General features: G+C 48.1%; 19 protein-coding genes. 12 read left to right on the top strand and 7 right to left on the bottom strand.

What is annotated here, in order from left to right; genetic code table 11:
- Positions 1-3: 3 nt before the first annotated feature.
- From MHUN_RS18365 to MHUN_RS12065, 3 genes are all read right to left on the bottom strand, one after another.
- Positions 4-180: a methytransferase partner Trm112 gene (locus MHUN_RS18365; RefSeq protein WP_011449283.1), complete on the bottom strand. Its 177-nt coding sequence runs from the start codon at positions 178-180 to the stop codon at positions 4-6.
- On the bottom strand, positions 177-1190 hold the full coding sequence (locus tag MHUN_RS12070) for an adenylosuccinate synthetase (RefSeq protein ID WP_011449282.1): 1014 nt from the start codon (positions 1188-1190) through the stop codon (positions 177-179). Before MHUN_RS12070 ends, MHUN_RS18365 begins: the two co-directional genes overlap by 4 nt.
- Before the next feature lie 62 nt (positions 1191-1252).
- Positions 1253-1990, bottom strand: coding sequence for a tetratricopeptide repeat protein (locus tag MHUN_RS12065; RefSeq protein ID WP_011449281.1), 738 nt, complete (start codon positions 1988-1990; stop codon positions 1253-1255).
- Between the two features lie 103 nt (positions 1991-2093).
- Here MHUN_RS12065 and MHUN_RS12060 point away from each other — a divergent pair, with 103 nt between their 5' ends.
- Positions 2094-2810 (top strand): hypothetical protein, encoded by a 717-nt coding sequence (locus MHUN_RS12060; protein WP_011449280.1) that lies wholly within the window; start codon positions 2094-2096, stop codon positions 2808-2810.
- Here MHUN_RS12060 and dapF read toward each other — a convergent pair.
- The 4 genes from dapF to MHUN_RS12040 form a co-directional block, all read right to left on the bottom strand.
- Positions 2782-3606: a diaminopimelate epimerase gene (dapF, locus tag MHUN_RS12055; RefSeq protein ID WP_011449279.1), complete on the bottom strand. Its 825-nt coding sequence runs from the start codon at positions 3604-3606 to the stop codon at positions 2782-2784. The genes MHUN_RS12060 and dapF overlap by 29 nt on opposite strands.
- A gap of 9 nt (positions 3607-3615) precedes the next feature.
- Positions 3616-4815 (bottom strand): RuBisCO large subunit C-terminal-like domain-containing protein, encoded by a 1200-nt coding sequence (locus MHUN_RS12050; RefSeq protein WP_011449278.1) that lies wholly within the window; start codon positions 4813-4815, stop codon positions 3616-3618.
- A 1-nt stretch (position 4816) separates the two neighbouring features.
- The gene (locus MHUN_RS12045; RefSeq protein ID WP_011449277.1) at positions 4817-5773 is read right to left on the bottom strand and encodes a ribose 1,5-bisphosphate isomerase; all 957 of its coding nucleotides are present in this window, start codon (positions 5771-5773) and stop codon (positions 4817-4819) included.
- 139 nt (positions 5774-5912) lie between these two features.
- Positions 5913-6899: an IS701 family transposase gene (locus MHUN_RS12040; RefSeq protein ID WP_011449276.1), complete on the bottom strand. Its 987-nt coding sequence runs from the start codon at positions 6897-6899 to the stop codon at positions 5913-5915.
- 81 nt (positions 6900-6980) lie between these two features.
- On the opposite strand from MHUN_RS12040, the gene MHUN_RS12035 reads away from it, so the two are divergent.
- From MHUN_RS12035 to MHUN_RS11980, 11 genes are all read left to right on the top strand, one after another.
- Positions 6981-7796: an HAD family hydrolase gene (locus MHUN_RS12035; protein ID WP_011449275.1), complete on the top strand. Its 816-nt coding sequence runs from the start codon at positions 6981-6983 to the stop codon at positions 7794-7796.
- Positions 7797-7893: 97 nt separating this feature from the next.
- A complete protein-coding gene (gene atwA / locus MHUN_RS12030; RefSeq protein WP_011449274.1) occupies positions 7894-9498 on the top strand; it encodes a methyl coenzyme M reductase system, component A2 in 1605 nt (534 codons plus the stop codon).
- Positions 9499-9509: 11 nt separating this feature from the next.
- Positions 9510-11033, top strand: coding sequence for a methyl-coenzyme M reductase-associated protein Mmp3 (locus tag MHUN_RS12025; RefSeq protein WP_011449273.1), 1524 nt, complete (start codon positions 9510-9512; stop codon positions 11031-11033).
- A complete protein-coding gene (locus MHUN_RS12020) occupies positions 11030-11485 on the top strand; it encodes a methanogenesis marker 6 protein (protein WP_011449272.1) in 456 nt (151 codons plus the stop codon). The genes MHUN_RS12025 and MHUN_RS12020 overlap by 4 nt, the downstream gene beginning before the upstream one ends.
- Positions 11486-11932: a methanogenesis marker 5 protein gene (locus tag MHUN_RS12015; protein ID WP_011449271.1), complete on the top strand. Its 447-nt coding sequence runs from the start codon at positions 11486-11488 to the stop codon at positions 11930-11932.
- On the top strand, positions 11929-13170 hold the full coding sequence (locus tag MHUN_RS12010) for a methanogenesis marker 15 protein (protein ID WP_011449270.1): 1242 nt from the start codon (positions 11929-11931) through the stop codon (positions 13168-13170). The genes MHUN_RS12015 and MHUN_RS12010 overlap by 4 nt, the downstream gene beginning before the upstream one ends.
- Before the next feature lie 5 nt (positions 13171-13175).
- Positions 13176-13760: a methanogenesis marker 17 protein gene (locus MHUN_RS12005; protein ID WP_011449269.1), complete on the top strand. Its 585-nt coding sequence runs from the start codon at positions 13176-13178 to the stop codon at positions 13758-13760.
- Complete coding sequence (locus tag MHUN_RS12000; RefSeq protein ID WP_011449268.1) at positions 13757-14695, top strand: methanogenesis marker 7 protein; 939 nt, start codon at positions 13757-13759, stop codon at positions 14693-14695. The genes MHUN_RS12005 and MHUN_RS12000 overlap by 4 nt, the downstream gene beginning before the upstream one ends.
- Positions 14696-15455: 760 nt before the next feature.
- Positions 15456-15713 (top strand): hypothetical protein, encoded by a 258-nt coding sequence (locus tag MHUN_RS11990; RefSeq protein ID WP_011449266.1) that lies wholly within the window; start codon positions 15456-15458, stop codon positions 15711-15713.
- A gap of 124 nt (positions 15714-15837) precedes the next feature.
- A complete protein-coding gene (locus tag MHUN_RS11985) occupies positions 15838-16653 on the top strand; it encodes a PEGA domain-containing protein (protein ID WP_011449265.1) in 816 nt (271 codons plus the stop codon).
- A complete protein-coding gene (locus MHUN_RS11980; protein ID WP_011449264.1) occupies positions 16650-17309 on the top strand; it encodes a PEGA domain-containing protein in 660 nt (219 codons plus the stop codon). The genes MHUN_RS11985 and MHUN_RS11980 overlap by 4 nt, the downstream gene beginning before the upstream one ends.
- Positions 17310-17360: the final 51 nt, after the last annotated feature.

The following is a 17360-nucleotide window of genomic DNA, read 5'->3' as shown; positions in this document are numbered from 1 at the left end:
GTATTAGATGTTCTGGGGAAGAAGGTTTGGAATCCCGTCTTCTATCGGATATGTAACTGAACAGGCGTGGCAGATGAGTGACCCGGTGATGATCTCAATGTCATTCTCTTCTGTCACTTTCAGTTCAAGGTCGCCCTTGCAGACCGGACAGCAGAGTATATCGTATAATTCGCGTTTCATTCGTATTCGGCCCGTATATCAATAATCTGGGAGAGTTCAGGTCCGGTTGAGATGAGTGTTACCGGTGCACCGATGTCATCTTCGGCCTGTTTCAGGAAATCCTTCGCAGTCTTTGTCAGCTGTGAGTACTGGGTAGCACCAAAACAGGAGGGATCCACGTGGTCAATTCCGGTGATAGCTGCCTGGGTGCATCCATTTATCATAGCAGCATATCTGGCCATCTCTCCGTCCCAGGTTCCAATCCGCCGTTCTCTGCCGGTAACCGTTCCAAACTCCTGAATGCCCTTTTCATGTGCCTTTTCACTGGACATCTCAGTTGAGAAGGGACCTTCTCCTACTCTGGTCGGGAAAGCCTTAAACACAACAATGACGTCATCCACTCTGGTCGGCCCGACACCATTATCTGCCGCCATCTGTGCAGCACAGGTGTCTTTGCTGGTAACGAACGGATAATGGCCGAAGTAGAGAGAAATTCCAAACCCCTGTGTCCCTTCAATCACAACATTTTCATCATTGTCAAGCGCGGTATTCACCTCAAGTGGGACATCGACAAGATATGAACTCAACTCAGGAATATCACGCGCGAGTCTGGCAACCCGCATGGCACGATCGCGGTTTGCAGGGCCACATCCGGTGCCGGTTGATCCGACCTTTTTCGACAGGTGCGTGTTGGTTTTATCCTCCTGAATATGTGCTTCTTCAATGATTGCACACCGCTTATCCAGGAATATCCTTCCCTCCACTCCGAGAACCTCAATTTCATGTTTGAATACACGCGGATCTACCAGCACACCGGTTCCGATCATCAGTCTGGCATCAGGATAGACAAATCCGGACGGACACATGCGGACGCCGAATTTTTTCTCGCCGACCATAACAGTATGTCCCGCATTCGGACCAACACCTCCCCGTGTGATTATTGTCGGGCGATCCTGGTGAGCAACATGAGAAACAATCTTTCCTTTCCCTTCATCACCAAAGTTCCCGCCCACGATTATTGTACAACTCATCCAACCTATTGCATAGGAGAACGGGAGAAATAAAGATTTAGATTATCGGGTGATCGATGGACCTACCAGTCGTCCATCTCACGTTTTGCAATGAGTTCATCTGCCTCATCATTCAGGCCAAGACTTCGGAGGCATTCCACCTTTGCATCATACACTTCCGCATGGTTAGGCTCAATCCTGATAACCCGGTCAAAACACTTGATAGCCTCTTTGCAGTTGTCAGTCTTTGAAAGACAGTTTCCAAGTTCAAACCATGCATCGGAGTCCTCTGCATCCTGCTTTAATATCTCTTTAAAGCATCCGATTGCAGATTTATAGTCTTTCAGTTTCATCAGGCTGATCCCTTTATTAAAAAGTGCATTGACATCCCCTGGTATAAGTTCGAGGATCCGGTTAAAACACTCGACAGATTCCTGGTGCCTGTCGATCTCCGCAAGAGCGGAACCTTTGTTGCTTAATGCATGAAGATTGGTCGGATCTATCTCAAGGACCATGTTAAAACAGGGAATAGCCTTACTATACCGGCCCATAAAAAAGTAGTTTATTCCCATATAGAGCCAGTACCGGGGATCTTTATCGTTTAATTTGAGGGCTTCCTCAAAGGCCTCAACTGCTTCCTGGTACCGGATGAGGTTCATAAACGCAAGGCCTTTCTGGAAATATATCTCCTCATCAACCGGATTTAGTGCGGATGCCTTCTCAAAATAGTGAATTGCGTCTTCAAATTTCTGATTTGTGGCATAACGGATACCTTCAGACTTCCAGCGTTCTGCCTCCTTGTCACTGATAGTATCGACCATAGATCATCCTGATTCCGGTATCACATGATTGCCCGCAGAGTGCATTAAAGATATTCATCAATTCTTCCGTGTAGTTCATCTTCGGAGAGGAAAAAATATTGTTATGGATATCATCCGGCAAAATCCGGATACGTATGGATATGTATTGAAGGGTAGCAGAAAAGTCTGGAATGATCTGCCGATATTATTCCTTGCACTCATTCCGATGGTGATCATTGTGCCTGTCCTGCCCTCTGACCCATCAGCACGACCAGTTATTCTACTATTTCTGACACTTCTTTTCATTACTGGCATATATGGTATGAGGGGTAACCGCCGGAGGTTTTTACTCTCATGCATACTGGCCCTGATTGCCACAGAGACATTCTGGGTGTCTGTCTGGCCGGCGGCATCCTCTCTCTTTCTGCCCGCAGAGTTTTTTCTTCTCCTCTTCCTGGGTCACCAGGCAGGATACCTGTTTCAGGAACTGGTAACCTCTGAAGGCGGGATAATGGATATTTTAAGTGGAACAACCGCCCTGCTCATGACCGGGGGGATTATGCTTGGCACAAGTTTGCACCTCTCCGGATGGGTAAGCAGAACCGCAGTGTATGATCCTGCTCTTCTTCACAGTTCCTTTGCGAAAGCGATACCTGAAGGCGTCCTTCTTCTTATTCGTGGTGGTGAGAGCTCATTTGGCTCATCACCCCTGACAACGGTACTGCTTATGATCGGTGCTGTATGCGGATTTTTACTTCTGGCACTCTCCGCAGGAAAAATCGCAGGGTATTGCGGAAAAAACAGAGGGGAAATTACCCGTCAAGATGAAGCATCCCGGTAAATACCGTATCTGCGGGACCTTTCATGAAGGCTCCATCTTTTATGGTGATAGTTAGAGGCCCGCCGATAGTCTCCACCTCGACAACAGGACCGGTTTTAGAGAGGCGGTACGCGATTGCAGCTGAGGCCGTGGCACCGGTCCCACAGGAGAGTGTCTCCGCTTCGACGCCCCGTTCAAAGGTCCGGATCTGAATCGAATTTTCTCCGGTTATCTCCACAAAATTCACGTTTGCTCCGGATGGGAAGAATTGGCTGTGCCTGATTGGAGGGGCCATTTTTATGAGATCAAGGGAGTCGAGATCCCTGACAAAGATGACTGCATGAGGGACACCGGTATTGACGGCAAATACTTCGTACCCGTTGATTATCTCATGAAAATCACCTTTCCCTTTGGCCGGTATCCCCGGACTTTCATATATGGGCGGTGTCATCTCCACTTCTGCCATAAAGTCGCCGTCCTCATCATACTCCATCCTAACCATGACCGGTCCGGCAAGAGTCTGGATAGTACAGGGGCTTTTCACATATCCGGCATCAAAGGCGTATTTGGCCAGGCACCTGATGCCATTCCCGCACATCTCTGCCTCACTCTCATCAGGCTGGAAGAGGCGCATCCTGATACCATCGTTCGATTTCAGGAGAAACAGAACACCATCCCCACCAATCCCGAACTTTCTGTCACAATAGACTGCAGCAAAATGACCTTTCATGTCATCAGGTATTTTTTCACCTGCGTACTCGTCGATCAGGATAAAGTCATTCCCGTTTCCGTGGAGTTTGACAAATGGTATTTCCATGTATATTAGTTATGCAATTCCCCATTTATCCAGTGCCCGTTTCAGCTCGGGATGGTCCTCTGCATATGTCGCTGGTGAAATCCCGGCAACGGCGGCGTCAACTGCCTGTCTCATTGCTGTTGCACCTACCCGTGTCCCGTCCGGATGGCCGTGAATTCCTCCGCCTGCCTGGAGAATGATGTCCCGTCCGAGCATGCTGACCTCTTTATGGACCCCTCCCGGATGGAGTCCGCCTGAAGCAACGGGGAATGTCGGTTTCAGATCAAAGAATGGTTCAGTCAGGGCCAGGTTATCACCGCGCAACTCCGTGACATCGTGCTCCATCTTTCCTGAAACTGTCCCGGTATGGAGCTGGTCCCCGCCAAGCATCCGCACAAGCCGGCATATGGGGCGCATAGCAATCCCGTGTTCCGGATTTCTTGTAATTGCCGCATGCATGGTCCGGTGAACATGTATGGGCAGATTGATTCCAGGCTCTTCTGCGACTGCCCTGACTGCATCGAAACCACACACGATGACATCAATCATGAGCATGTTTGCACCCATCCTCGCCGCTTCTCGTGCCCGCTGGACGATTTTGTCACCTGCAGAAGAGATGTTTACTGCATAGAGAACATTCCGTCCAGTCTCACTCTTCACCCGGTCAAGTTGTTCCATAATGAGAGGAAGCCGTTCTCCAAGAGGACAGAATGCCTGATCGGTGAGGGTTTCATCATCCTTGATCAGATCCACGCCACCAATCGCAGCCTCATATGCGACTGCGGCCGTATCTTTCGGGTTCAGACCAACCTTAGGTTTTATGATTGTTCCCACGTGAGGCCGGTCAACAGTGCCTGCCAGTTTTCTGACCCCTTCTATCCCGAATTTCGGTCCTTTAAAGGGGACAATGTCACGCGAAAACTCCACATCCACCAGTCGCACTGCTGCTATCCGGGAGAGACCAAAAAGGTTGCCTGCAAGAACCGAGAGGTACTGGGGGATATTTCCAGGTTCAAATATCTCTGACGGGTACCGAATTGTGCAGGTGTACCCGCCACCACTGGGATGAATTTCGTCCACAACGCCATCCAGGTAGTGGACATAGTTTTGCCGTGTGGAGATGTCGGTCCAGGTTCCGGTCGTCTGTTCTTCTGCGATAGCCTGTGCAGCCCATTCAGGAGTGACTCCTTCTCGTGGTCTGAAATAATATGTTGCAATAACGTCTGTCATGTTATTCTTCCTCGCAATAGGGAAGCTCTAAACTCATATCCTCGGTATCCCAGTGGAGTTGTTCTTTAATAACGGTATATGCCATCTCCGGGGGATAAACACCGGCCTCAGTGATAATGAGGTCAACATAATCGGCTGGTGTAATGTCAAAGGTAGGATTTCTCACGGTGACATGCGGTAGTTGTTTTCTCATATCACCGGAGAGTATCTCATCTGGTGAACGCTCTTCTATGAGAATTCGCTCTCCAAGAATCGTACAGGGGGCGAATTTGTATGTCTCTGCTGCAACCACAAAACTCACCCGTGCTTCATGGGCGGCAAGAGCTATCTGTGATGTCCCTATCTTGTTTATGATTGAACCATTGACGGTGATTGCATCTGCCCCGGTAATACAGATGTCCACCTCTTTCATGAAATATCTGGCTGCAGAATCAACGATGAAGTTCGTTTTTATGCCTGCATCAGATAAGGTTTTAGCGGTGATATGCCCCTGGTTGCGTGGTCGGACCTCCGTTGCATAGACTTCGATATCCATTCCCTGCTGGTGGGCCTTGAGAATGCAGGCAAGCGCAGCTTCGGAGTTGCAATGGGTCATGACCACATCACCATCCCTGATATGCCTGGCTCCGATGGTTCCAATCCGGGAGACTGCCTCTTCAGAACGTTTGATAAATGCAAGGGCCCGTTCCTCCAGATTATGTCTGGCGGTGAAAAGGTCGGATTCATTTTTAAGTGGTTTCATGACCAGGTTGACTGCATTGGGAAGTGAGACTGCAGTCGGCCGTGTTGAAACAAGAAGTTCTGCAGCTGCATACATCCTCTGACAGTATTGGGCGAGATCTGCGCTTTCCGCTTCCATGGAATGTTCATAGAGGGCTCTGGCAGCAGCTCTCGCAATCCTGCCAGCACCCCTTATTTCCATGGATCTGATCTTTCCGGCAGTCTCTTCAAGCGTCATATCTCTTGTTATCTTTTCTTATCAGAATAATTCTTGGCATATCCCTGACATTTGCAGATCCTAAATCTGGCCATCGGGTATTATCTGTTCTCCTTCTGTATTATCTGATAGGAGTTACGCAGAACAACCTCTAAAAAATTTATAGCGCATATTTTGGGTTCTGAATATATTCTGAAATTCCAACTTTTATGATTTGCCATTGAGCATCGTACGGAGTAACACCATTCAAAAATTTATTGACTTCGAATCGTAAATATGCCCGAAGTGAGCAATTAATATGATTTCGTTGGATAATTCCCTTTCTAGCTTGGCATTTTTCGACACCACATAGTTCTTTGATAGCCCTATGATAATTCTCGATTGTCCAGCAAATAGATTGTAAAACCAGCCTATCTTCATTATTCATCGGCAAAAAATTGGTTGCCCAATATCTACTTACACCTTTACGATTTAGTGAGTGAAAAAGACGAATAAATCCATATTTCTTTAAATGGACTTCTAATCCCTCCTCTGGTATATTTAATGATGACACTTGAACATTACCTTGGGCATCGGGATTGACCATACGATTTTTCTTAACTCGTGTGAAATAAAACCATCCAAGACGGTTAATCAACTTCAAATTTTCATTTCCGGAATACCAACTATCAAACATGACAAAGGCAGGAGTAAATCCTCTTTTGAAAGCTGTCAAGGCCATTTCTTGGAGATGATCATTTTTGGTCTTATCATCAACATCCTTATCATAAATTCGATAATCAATTGGAAATGAAGTGATTCCATCTGTCCAAATTAAGGTAATCAATCCTATTCCTTTGATTACTTTGTGCTCTTTTCCACTCCACTGGTAATATGTACATTCGATTTTTTTGGAATGTTTTTTATCTAGAATAGTGTCATCCAGAACCAACCAGCCCCTTTTTCTGTCAACATATGCCTCAACTTCAGCCCACAACGTCTCAGGAGTTAGAGACTGTCTTGTTAGGAATCGATTGAAGGTATCATGTGATATCGAGAATTCAGACGTCGAATAACAATCAGCGACTTTTACACAAGAAACGTCGCATCGAGCTGCGATGAGGTAATTGATATAATCTACATCTGAAGGCTGCTTCGTTATAGGCACGTATATTATAGGCGTTGTCAATATATATAGATCTTTCTATAATAAAAGTTAACTGCGTAACTCCTATCTGATAGAGCCTTCATGCACGTCGCTGTTGTGTTTGATAGTGCCGGCACTTTGCTGCGGACGTACCGGATTGCAAAGGATGTACGGACCGGCGAACTGCTCGTAGACGTCGAGACCACCATGCTTACCTATGCAGATCCTGATCGCGTATTATGCGTCCTGCATGGCCATTCCCGGGATTTTATGAAGGCATCTCCTGACCTTCTGGTTTCAGATTTCATCAGGGATCACGATATCGCATTTGGGATCTCCTGCACCAGGAAGGTTATTGAAAAAGAGGCTGTGAAAACCATCCTTCATGATGACAGGCAGGCGAAAATCGGAGATATGCAGGAATGTATGCGGATTATCTGGTCAGAAATCAAGGAGCAGGAGATAGTTGCATTAAATAACGGCCTCATCGTTCATACCGGTCTTATGATCATTGAATTCTGTGTGACGGCAGGTGGAACTCCGTTTCCAGGAGCACAGGAGACCATCAGTGCTCTTCACCGCCGGGGAGTTTTTACGTACATTGCATCAGGGGACCGGGAGGCGAAGCTGGAACGCATGGCAGATTATCTGGGTATTCCACGGGACCGGGTATTCGGGGTGGCAACTCCTGCGATCAAGGAGAAGATTGTCCGTGATTTGAAACAGCAATACGATATTGTTATGATGGTAGGTGATTCCATCAATGATTTGAAAGCAATGCGTGCTGCAGATATTGCGATTTTGAGTAATCAACAACCTTCAGTTAAACCTCATGAACTGATCTCCGAGGCCGATTACTGTATTCGTGACCTTCGGATGGTTCCTGATATTGTGTATGATGTCTTGGAAAAGTCGTAATCCTGAAGGGGATTTGCCGATCGTGAAAATTCACATGCAGAAATAAAGATGTAATACGCATCAGTGCTAACCATACCTTACGAAAGGTGTTTGCAAGATGAGACCCCTGATCACGGTTGATAACCTTACTATGGCCTTCGACGGAAAGGAGGTCCTGAAAAATATTTCCTTCACTCTTGAGGAAGGAGAAATACTCGGTATCATCGGCAGGAGCGGTGCTGGAAAAACAGTGCTCATGCACCTGCTCCGGGGTGTGGATCAGCCTCCCACCTCTGGAAAGATCATCTACCACATGGCTCTTTGTGAATCATGTGAATATGTCGGGATACAGAGTAAGGTAGGAGAGCCATGTCCGGTGTGTGGTGGGACAATGACTCCCCAGGATATTGATTTCTGGGATCCCGCAAATGAAGCGCTGAAACGACGGATCATGAAACGAAATGCGATCATGTTTCAGCGAACTTTTGCGTTGTATGGGAACGACCGGGTCATCGATAATGTTCTCCGCGCCCTCGAGGATATTGGATATCCTGCAAAAAAATCTGTGGGACGTGCTGCAGATCTTATTGATCAGGTCCATCTCTCACACCGGATGATGCATATCGCACGAGATCTCTCCGGGGGAGAAAAACAGCGGGTGGTGCTTGCACGTCAGCTTGCAAAGGAACCTTTTTGTCTCTTTGCCGATGAGCCGACTGGAACTCTTGACCCCAAAACGGCAAATCTTGTTCATAATATGCTTGAAGCTGCTGCCAAAGCTTCGAACATGTCCATGGTTGTAACCTCACACTTTACCCAGATCCTTGAGGATGTGGTGACCAGGGCAATTCTTCTTGAAAATGGTGCAATAAAAAAGATCGGGACTCCGGATGAGGTTATAGAGGTCTTTATGGAAGGATTTTCTGACCTTGAAAAGTTCTGTGAGATTGAACTGGGTAAGGAGATCCTCAAGACACGTGAACTTTCAAAACGGTATATTTCCGTTGATCGGGGGCTAATAAAAGCGGTTGATTCAGTCCAGTTTGAAGTATTTCACAAGGAAATCTTTGGAATCATCGGAACATCAGGTGCCGGGAAGACCACTCTTTCCAAGATGATAGCGGGTGTTATTGAACCGACAGCCGGTGAACTCAATGTTCTTGTCGGAGAAGACTGGGTTGATATGACAAAACCCGGCTTTGACCTTCGTGGACGGGCAAAACAGTATATTGGTCTTCTGCACCAGGAATATGATCTCTTCCCCCACCGGACCATTCTGGATAATCTGACCGATGCAATCGGACTTGAGTTTCCAAAGGAACTTGCAATGCGGAAAGCCATCATTACTCTGAAGATGGCAGGATTTACTGAGGAGAAAGCACGTGAGGTACTGGAACGTCTTCCATCAACTTTGAGTGAAGGTGAGCGGCACCGGGTCGCTCTGGCTCAGGTTCTTATTCGTGAACCACATATTGTTGTATTAGACGAGCCAACCGGAACAATGGATCCGATTACCAAGGTCGATGTCAAGCATTCCATCATGCACGCACGGGAAGAGATGGAAGAGACCTTCATCGTGGTCTCACATGACATGGATTTTGTCAGGGATATCTGTGACCGGTGTGCCCTTATGCGGTTTGGTAAGATCGTAAAGATTGGACCGACAGCTGAGGTACTGGAAGAGATTACCGAGCAGGAACGGGAACGGATGGCACAAGAGTAACAGGAGTGGCAATGCCCACAATCCATTTTGATGGAACGATCACCACAGTACCAGACGGATTCACAATTGATGATCTTCTGCCAGACCGTGACCGGAGTCTCTGCATTGGCATACTACGGCCGGTCACCGTCAGTCAGGCAGAGACGAAAGAATTTCTTATAAAAACAACCGCTGGCGAAGTGGTTGTGGAAACTATGCCCGGGACTTGTGCGGGGGAGATCCTGACCGGTCTTTCCGGTATACAATCAGGCTGGCATGATCTGCAGGTTGCAAGTTTTGGTCCTTTCCCCTCATCTTTTACTCCTTCCAGAAAACCTTCCCGGTATGAACGCGGGGATCTGGCACTCGGATGCGGAGGATATGACCCTGCACGGTCATTTCTGGTATTCTGTAAAAAGACACATGCCGCAGATCACGGCGGTCCTGTAGAGAATGGGATAATTGCAAAAGTCATCTCCGGGATGGGTGTTCTGGATCGGCTCAGTGATTCGGATCAGATTATATCCATTGAGCCGGTTATTTCGTTTGCTGAGTCTTCTGACGCCAGAACAACAACGGATGGTTCAGTTGTTCTTGAAGAGGGAATGCACATCATCACGCATATCAGGGTTCAGGCCGAAGGAAAAACTCTTGATGGGTATGATCCAAAAACCGCGGTCAGCGTTGATCGGATGCTTCTCGCTCTCCTGAACCGGGTATTTATTGTTGACAAACGATTGAGCACTCATATCAGATGCGATGTCCTGACAGGGACTGATGTTCCCTGTGAAGCATGTTCAGGCAGACGGGAAGGAACAGTGTTAATGCGGACATCCGGGAAAAACCGCGGATCACTATATATCTATACTCAGGATCTCCCAAGAAGTCTTGCTCATACCGTCGTCGGCCATGTTGTCCATGGTATCGAACTCTGTAAAATTGCGCAGGAGGGTGACCGGTTGAGCATTCAGATTGAACCCTCACAGGTCGACCTGATTGGACTGCCGCTTGCGATGGCACGGGAACGGGCAGAAGCGCTTCATCTTACGCTCACCCCTGATGTTGACGGTCCTGACCGTGTAGTCATTAAACAAAAACCAGCGACTACCCTTGAGGTACTTGCCCAGGGTCTTGTAGAGGTCGAGACCATACCTGACAAACAAGTTATATCTATCACTCTTGATGATGTGAATGCCCCCCGGACCTGTAAAATTTTCAGGGAATTCTCAGGCCTTAAGTATCACGCAGTCGGAAGACTTCCGATGCTCTTCTCCTTTGATGAAGTCACCCTTTTTAAAGCAAAAATTCCGAAGACGACAAATGTGATCCCTGAGAACACTCCAGTTTCATCAGTTGAAGCAGGTGTGCTTGCGATGACGAATGATTCCTGTAAGGGGGTTGGAATCGTCGGGGTGAGGTCTGTTCCTTCATCAGAGTTCGGTCCGACTTCTGAACCGTTCTCCGGAACAAATATCATCGGTACCGTGATCGATATGGAAAAGATTGCAGGGCTGGAAGAAGGAGAGGTTGTGTTCTTCAGGGAGGTCAGGCCATGAAGGGAACAATTCCGCCACTGTATGCCGGGACCGTTACGAAATACGTCTTTATTGAATCGTATAAGGCAACACCCGATGACATTGCAGCACGGGCCTATGAGGTATCAGGCAGGGTCATGATAAAAGAGACCTGCTTTGGCCTGCAGATCACCGGCGAAGAAGAGGAGGTGGAACGGGTTATCGCACATATCAGAGCGCTTGATCCGGCACATATCTATGTAAAGGACCGGGGTTTTCCACCCGGTGATCCCCGCCGGTGCCGGGCAAATCTCGGGGGAGCACGACCAGGATATTTTGGACATGAATATGAGATGGGTTTTATCAGGAGAATCGCAATCGGACTTGAAGAGCTGGAATCGCCATCTGAGAGACCGGTTCATGGATCAGAACAAAAAGAAACGGAAGGATTATCGGTGAAAAGACTGATGGAACTGATCGAACAGGAGGCCTGAATGGCAGAGGTGTTTATCTATCCGGCAACAAGTCTTATCCTCTCAGATCTTGTCGCACGGTTTGGTCATAAGCCTCTGGGAACCGCTCTTTCGGTTCGGGAACGTATCCAGACAGCAGGTCTTGATTCTCCACCCCTTCAGATGACTCCTGATGATGCAAAGAAGGGGCTACGGTGGGCTGCTGTTGAAGTGCCATCCGGTGTCAGGGGGCGTATGTCTCTTTTTGGTCCCCTGATTGACAGGGCTGAGGCGGCCATTATTGTCAGGAATCCGGATTTTGCTTTTGGGTGTATGGGATGTGCCAGAACCGATGAACTGGTGGAATTCCTTGTGAAACAAAAGAAGGTCCCCATCCTTGAACTTGACTATCCTGCCGATGAGGAAGAAGGGATCATCTTTGTTCGGAGGGTCAAAGAGTTCCTCACCGGTCTTGGAGGTTCATCATGAAGGAAGAGACTGTCCGTATTGCCCAGTTATCCTGCGGACCTGAGTATTCAGGAGTCCAGAAAGAGATTTACACAGCAGCTGAGGCCGTTGGGGCAGAGGTCTTCTTCCCTGATCTCTCACTGTCCGATATCCGGAGAAATTTCAGGGATTTCGGACTTGATGTCAAATCCGGTGATCTGAAACTTGCCATCGCCCGTGCCGTTGCCCTGGTAGAAGGTTCAGCAGAAGCAGATGCAGTATTTATTGCATCATGTTTCAGATGTGCGGAGGCGGCGATTGTCAGGAATGAACTCCGGCGGTACATCCATGAACACTCGAGGCTTCCCGTGGTCAGTTACTCCTTCACCGAACGGACAACCTCCGGGACCCTTCTTACGAGGATGGAGGCCTTGACGACGATTGCACGGCGGCGTGCCCTTCTAGCCCGTGAGCGTCAGACCGGTCTTACCATGGGGGTAGACTCCGGTTCCTCCACAACAAAGGCGGTGATCATGCAGGACAATGAGATCATCGGAACCGGTTGGCGTCCGACAACTGAAGTACTGACCAGTGCAGATGAGGTCATCGCTCTTGCACTTGAAGAAGCCGGCGTCACACGTGAGGATCTTGATGCTGTTGGGACAACCGGGTATGGCCGGTTCCTCATAGGGGAGCGTATCGGGGCAGACCTCATTCAGGAAGAGCTGACGGTAAACAGTAAAGGTGCTGTCTTCCTCGCCGACTGTCAGCATGGTCCGTCAACTGTGATCGATATCGGAGGTATGGATAACAAAGCCATATCTGTCCTTGATGGTATCCCGGGTACGTTTACCATGGGAGGTATCTGTGCCGGGGCATCCGGGCGATTCCTTGAGATGACGGCAAAACGGTTAGGAGTAGATATTACCGAGCTGGGCCCGTTAGCCATGAAGGGGATGGGAGAAGATGTCCCAATGAACAGTTACTGTATCGTCTTTGGGACACAGAGCCTGGTAAATGCCCTTGCAGAAGGGCACTCAAAAGAGAATGTTGCCGCCGCCGCCTGTCATTCTGTCGCCGAACAGGTCTTTGAGCAGCAACTCCAAGAGATAGATATTAAAGAACCGGTCGTCATGGTCGGAGGGACGTCACTAATCCAGGGTCTTGTACGGGCCATGGGAAACCTGCTCCAGACCGAGATTGTTGTTCCTCATCATTCCCAGTACATCGGTTCGGTCGGAGCCGCATTATTGTCTTCAGGATTTGTGGAGAAGAGCTGATTGGTATGTCGACGCTGGAGTATTTTGAGGTAGACTCAACCGAACCGGTTGGAGGACAGCTCTACCGGCGGATCGCTTCAACGGTGATCACGGATCATAATCTCCTCAAAGTCCTGGAGAGACTTCGGATTTTTATAGATCCATCTGTTCCTGTTTTTGTGGCGGTGGGGATCACACGAACTGTGCCCCGAACAATTACCGTGTCAGATCTTGCTGGAGTTACCTATGATGGGCAAAAGATTACTCTGGCAATCGCAGATGAGACGTTCCTTGCAGATCTTCTGCAAATCCTCTGGAAGAGTTATGGAAAAGATCAGGTATCACAGCCGGACCGGTTTACCATCGAGATTCTGACCTCCGGGGATGCGGCCTCATCCGGCATTGAAGATCTGGCGGTTGCAGATCCGACCGAGGGGCTCTTTAAGGATCTCATCTACTCCATGCAGGTCATCTGTCCGGAGGGTTTCCGGGTGAAAAAGCAGAACTTTCATAATGGCAGGTTCTGGTTTGTCGCAAGTGAAAATACTCTGCCTGAAGATGTCACCCCTCTTGTTGATGAGCAGTTCAGGATAATGGAGGCTGCATCATGATCCTGGTGCCTATAACCTACAAGGGGGGCGTCTTTCGTCATGATGAGATCCTGGACCTTATCGAGGATATGGGCGGGTATATCATTCAGAAACATATGATTGCCCAGGAAGTCGTTCTCCAGGCTCTAATCCCGAAGGAAGATATTGAGATTTTAAAAACAGTCTCCCGTCCCCTTGCCGGCGAGGTTAAACCAGCCCCGCTTGTCGGGACTGAGATTGCAGTAGTCTCGATGTCACTTGAGATTCATCATCTCCCTCATGCCTCATGTGATGTTGCTGAATATCTCCGGACAGCCGGTGCAAAGACCAACATGATCGGGCTTGCACGCGGATTTGGCAAACGAATCGGTCTGTTGTCTGATGAGGAGCGGGATATCATCAATGAGCATGATCTTGCAATATACCTCTTTGGCAACTTTGAAACCTGTATAAAAGAGAAGATGCCTACCTTCAGGCGGGGCATACAGGTGCCGATTGTTGTCTGTGGTGGTCCGACAAAAGAAACCTTGATGAAGATAATAGATCCACCGGTTGCAGGATATATCGGCGGTCTTGGCAGGTTTATGCACCGGACCAAGGAACCGCATGAGCTGGCCAGACTTGATGAGATTGTAGAGGAGGTCTCCCGCGTTATTGATCAGAAGCGAATCGGGATTGCTAAAGATCCCCTGTCTGTCACACCTGCCCGACTTATGGATATCATCCTTGAGAACGTGCCTGCTATCCATGAAGTGACCTCACCTATTCCGGTTGTTGTGCAGATGGACGGCACAAGGATAAAACTTCCGTATGATCCTTATGCTGCAGAGATCAGGGAGATCGAGATTGAGGCCGGGATCAGAATTGCCGATGTCTGTGATATCCGGCCATCCAGAATGCGGGATTATATTTTGCTGAAAGTAAAGCCGTTTTCAGAGACTGGAATGCTCGTTTAGATCCTCTCCCCTTTTTACCTTTAATATCAGCCCACCAGTTATTCGGCATGTCTGATTGAATATAATGGCGATTATCGATCCAAGGATTATTGAACTGATCACACCCATCACAACACCAAAAAATGCCCCGGTTATCGTCCCAAAGATAATGAGAGGATCAAAAATCTCTTGGAGACCCAAATGGGATGGAAAACGAAGCCAAAAAACTCCAAAACCAAAAAGTGTGAGAAAAATTCCCGAGATCATACCAATTAGGGCACCAAAAGGTATGAGGCATTGTATGAGTGAGATGGGATGCACTGACTGAATTTTTAGGACTTCCTCCGTCATACAATCATGTCTGGTTTTCAGGTGATAATTATTTTTAACCTCCGCACAAGGAGAATATCCGCTCTTGAAAAAATCAAAAATTATGGTGTTGCAACTGGTTGCAACCAGTTTTTGATAGTTTTTACTTTACCATTTCGAGATAATACCTTCTCTAATGGCTCAAAGATCTAGATGGATTCTGTGACCTGTTTCAGTCATTTTCAACCCGCACAGATGTGCTGATCCAGCAATCGGAATGTTTTTCTCTGCATGATCCCTCCGGGTCAGGATCATCCGTATCGAAATCAGTCTGAACGGATTCAACAGAATTTCTTATTCAACCCTTATCTGCAGTTTCAGCCAACGATGGTGATGTCACAGGAAGACCTGTGAGCAGGATCGAATGATCCGAACCTCCGTATCCTCCTCAAAAAAACACAGGTGAAATATAATGCAGTCATTCATGTCCTCCTACACTGATGCTCCGTATGTTCCCTCTGTGTGGTACTCCCCTTCCAAGACCGTGATCCCGCACCAGTCCGGGTTTCTGGATTTACCTGTATTCCATGCTCTTACCATGACGACAGAATCTCCCGCCCAAGTATCATCAGATAAACCAGGCAGTGCCATCGCTGACCTGGTACAATCTGATGACCGGTTTCTGGACCAGCTTGAAGTCATGCATTATCTGAATTTCTCTGATTTTTAAATCCGTAAACCTCCTCTTTCTCTTCCCCTGCATGATTATTGTATGAGGATGACTATTCCAAAGAATTATGAGCGTTCATCGCCCATGCTCACATATAAGGGGTTGATGTGAAGTGAACTGGCATATGTTACTGACAAGTCTGGTGCTCTTTTCCACCATATTCTGCTGTCAGGCACTCGGAGATGAGAAGCGGTTTTCATCTCCCGGAATCGGTTATATTGAAGTCAGATCAGATCTGGAAGGTGCCCGGGTCTATTTTGATACCCTCTATATGGGGTTTATATCAAACGGGAAATTAACAATCCCGGTCGATACGACGGTTGCACCGTCATGGAAGAATGTCCGGATGGAGTACAGCGGGTATCTGCCCTATGCAGGGCCATATGTCCAGACCGAGCCTGGAAAGACGATTGCATACAAGATAGACCTGAGTAAGACCTCATATGAACGCACCGGGATGGTACGGTTTATCAGCGAACCTGCCGGAGCTGAATTTCTATTAAATGATAAAAGTATGGGTACAACTCCTGATTCAGGAATCCTGATCGCATACACGGTGCCACGGGGATTGTATGTCGTCAACGCGCAAAAACCGGGTGATCAGACGATCACGGATCAGCTCTATGTAGATGACAATGCCGCTACAACCTACCGGGTTGAGATGATCCCTTCACCGCTGGGTGAATTGAATGTTTACTCAAATCCAGATGGGGGAGAGATCTTTGTTGACAACCGGATGGTCGGACTGACTCCGTTACGCATGAAAGACATAACAACCGGTGAACATACGGTCATGATCAGGAAGGCCGGGTATCAGGACTGGGTTGCCAATGTGTCTGTGCTAGGGGGGAGCCTGGGTTCAGTTGAGGCAGTCCTTGTTTCCACTCCGGCACCTGAACCGGTGGTTACAGCAGATGTGACGGAGCCTGTAAAGCAATGAGATCCATTCATTTTCTTGTGATGGCCGGAGTATTCTCCTGCTTTCTCCTTTTTCATCTTATTCTTCCGGTAGCAGGGATAGCATCTCCAGAACTGACCGGTGGGGATTATCAGGCGACCGGAACCCTGCATGTTGATGGAAGCCCGGTCGGCATGGATATCGCCCTTGATGGCAGAGTGGCTGGACAGGTTCCGGAGTCAGGGGTTCTGATCATTGATAATATCACAGTTGGTGAACATGCCGTAACAGGGTCATTTCCAGGGTATGCAAGCCAGGAGATGTGGGTAAATGTCCCAGATGGTCTCCCTGCCGAGATCAGAATAGACCTGAGCAGGAAGTTGATGGGATCACTGGATATCTCGTCATCTCCTCCAAATGTGCAGATTTATGTGGATGATCTGTACAAGGGCATTACTCCCGCAGTAGTTGAGGTAGAGGCCGGATCACATGTGGTACTGTTACGTCTTTCCGGATTCCAGGACTGGTCAACACAAACTGACGTTGCCGGCGGGGAGACAACTGTCCTCTCAGGAACTCTGGTTCCAGTATCCAAAACACCGGTTTCTTCTGCTTCAGGTGGTCCGTCGGTTCTGGTAACAATGCTTCTCATTGTTGCCGGAGTTATGGTTGCATATGGGCAGATACGCAGGAGATAAGGGTTCATGGTAGATTGAGGAGAAATATGGTGAGGAAAAGTTCTATGAGAA

It is taken from the genome of Methanospirillum hungatei JF-1 (genome assembly GCF_000013445.1).
Taxonomy (GTDB): domain Archaea; phylum Halobacteriota; class Methanomicrobia; order Methanomicrobiales; family Methanospirillaceae; genus Methanospirillum; species Methanospirillum hungatei.
The sequence above is the reverse complement of the archived record's forward strand: the minus strand, read 5'-3'. Positions and strand labels throughout refer to the sequence as shown.

What these genes read in the sequence shown, in the direction of transcription:
- MHUN_RS18365 (WP_011449283.1), bottom strand. Translation starts at nt 180, where the DNA reads ATGAAACGCGAATTATACGATATACTCTGCTGTCCGGTCTGCAAGGGC.
- MHUN_RS12070 (WP_011449282.1), bottom strand. Translation starts at nt 1,190, where the DNA reads ATGAGTTGTACAATAATCGTGGGCGGGAACTTTGGTGATGAAGGGAAA.
- MHUN_RS12065 (WP_011449281.1), bottom strand. Translation starts at nt 1,990, where the DNA reads ATGGTCGATACTATCAGTGACAAGGAGGCAGAACGCTGGAAGTCTGAA.
- MHUN_RS12060 (WP_011449280.1), top strand. Translation starts at nt 2,094, where the DNA reads ATGGATATCATCCGGCAAAATCCGGATACGTATGGATATGTATTGAAG.
- dapF (WP_011449279.1), bottom strand. Translation starts at nt 3,606, where the DNA reads ATGGAAATACCATTTGTCAAACTCCACGGAAACGGGAATGACTTTATC.
- MHUN_RS12050 (WP_011449278.1), bottom strand. Translation starts at nt 4,815, where the DNA reads ATGACAGACGTTATTGCAACATATTATTTCAGACCACGAGAAGGAGTC.
- MHUN_RS12045 (WP_011449277.1), bottom strand. Translation starts at nt 5,773, where the DNA reads ATGACGCTTGAAGAGACTGCCGGAAAGATCAGATCCATGGAAATAAGG.
- MHUN_RS12035 (WP_011449275.1), top strand. Translation starts at nt 6,981, where the DNA reads ATGCACGTCGCTGTTGTGTTTGATAGTGCCGGCACTTTGCTGCGGACG.
- atwA (WP_011449274.1), top strand. Translation starts at nt 7,894, where the DNA reads ATGAGACCCCTGATCACGGTTGATAACCTTACTATGGCCTTCGACGGA.
- MHUN_RS12025 (WP_011449273.1), top strand. Translation starts at nt 9,510, where the DNA reads ATGCCCACAATCCATTTTGATGGAACGATCACCACAGTACCAGACGGA.
- MHUN_RS12020 (WP_011449272.1), top strand. Translation starts at nt 11,030, where the DNA reads ATGAAGGGAACAATTCCGCCACTGTATGCCGGGACCGTTACGAAATAC.
- MHUN_RS12015 (WP_011449271.1), top strand. Translation starts at nt 11,486, where the DNA reads ATGGCAGAGGTGTTTATCTATCCGGCAACAAGTCTTATCCTCTCAGAT.
- MHUN_RS12010 (WP_011449270.1), top strand. Translation starts at nt 11,929, where the DNA reads ATGAAGGAAGAGACTGTCCGTATTGCCCAGTTATCCTGCGGACCTGAG.
- MHUN_RS12005 (WP_011449269.1), top strand. Translation starts at nt 13,176, where the DNA reads ATGTCGACGCTGGAGTATTTTGAGGTAGACTCAACCGAACCGGTTGGA.
- MHUN_RS12000 (WP_011449268.1), top strand. Translation starts at nt 13,757, where the DNA reads ATGATCCTGGTGCCTATAACCTACAAGGGGGGCGTCTTTCGTCATGAT.
- MHUN_RS11990 (WP_011449266.1), top strand. Translation starts at nt 15,456, where the DNA reads ATGCAGTCATTCATGTCCTCCTACACTGATGCTCCGTATGTTCCCTCT.
- MHUN_RS11985 (WP_011449265.1), top strand. Translation starts at nt 15,838, where the DNA reads ATGTTACTGACAAGTCTGGTGCTCTTTTCCACCATATTCTGCTGTCAG.
- MHUN_RS11980 (WP_011449264.1), top strand. Translation starts at nt 16,650, where the DNA reads ATGAGATCCATTCATTTTCTTGTGATGGCCGGAGTATTCTCCTGCTTT.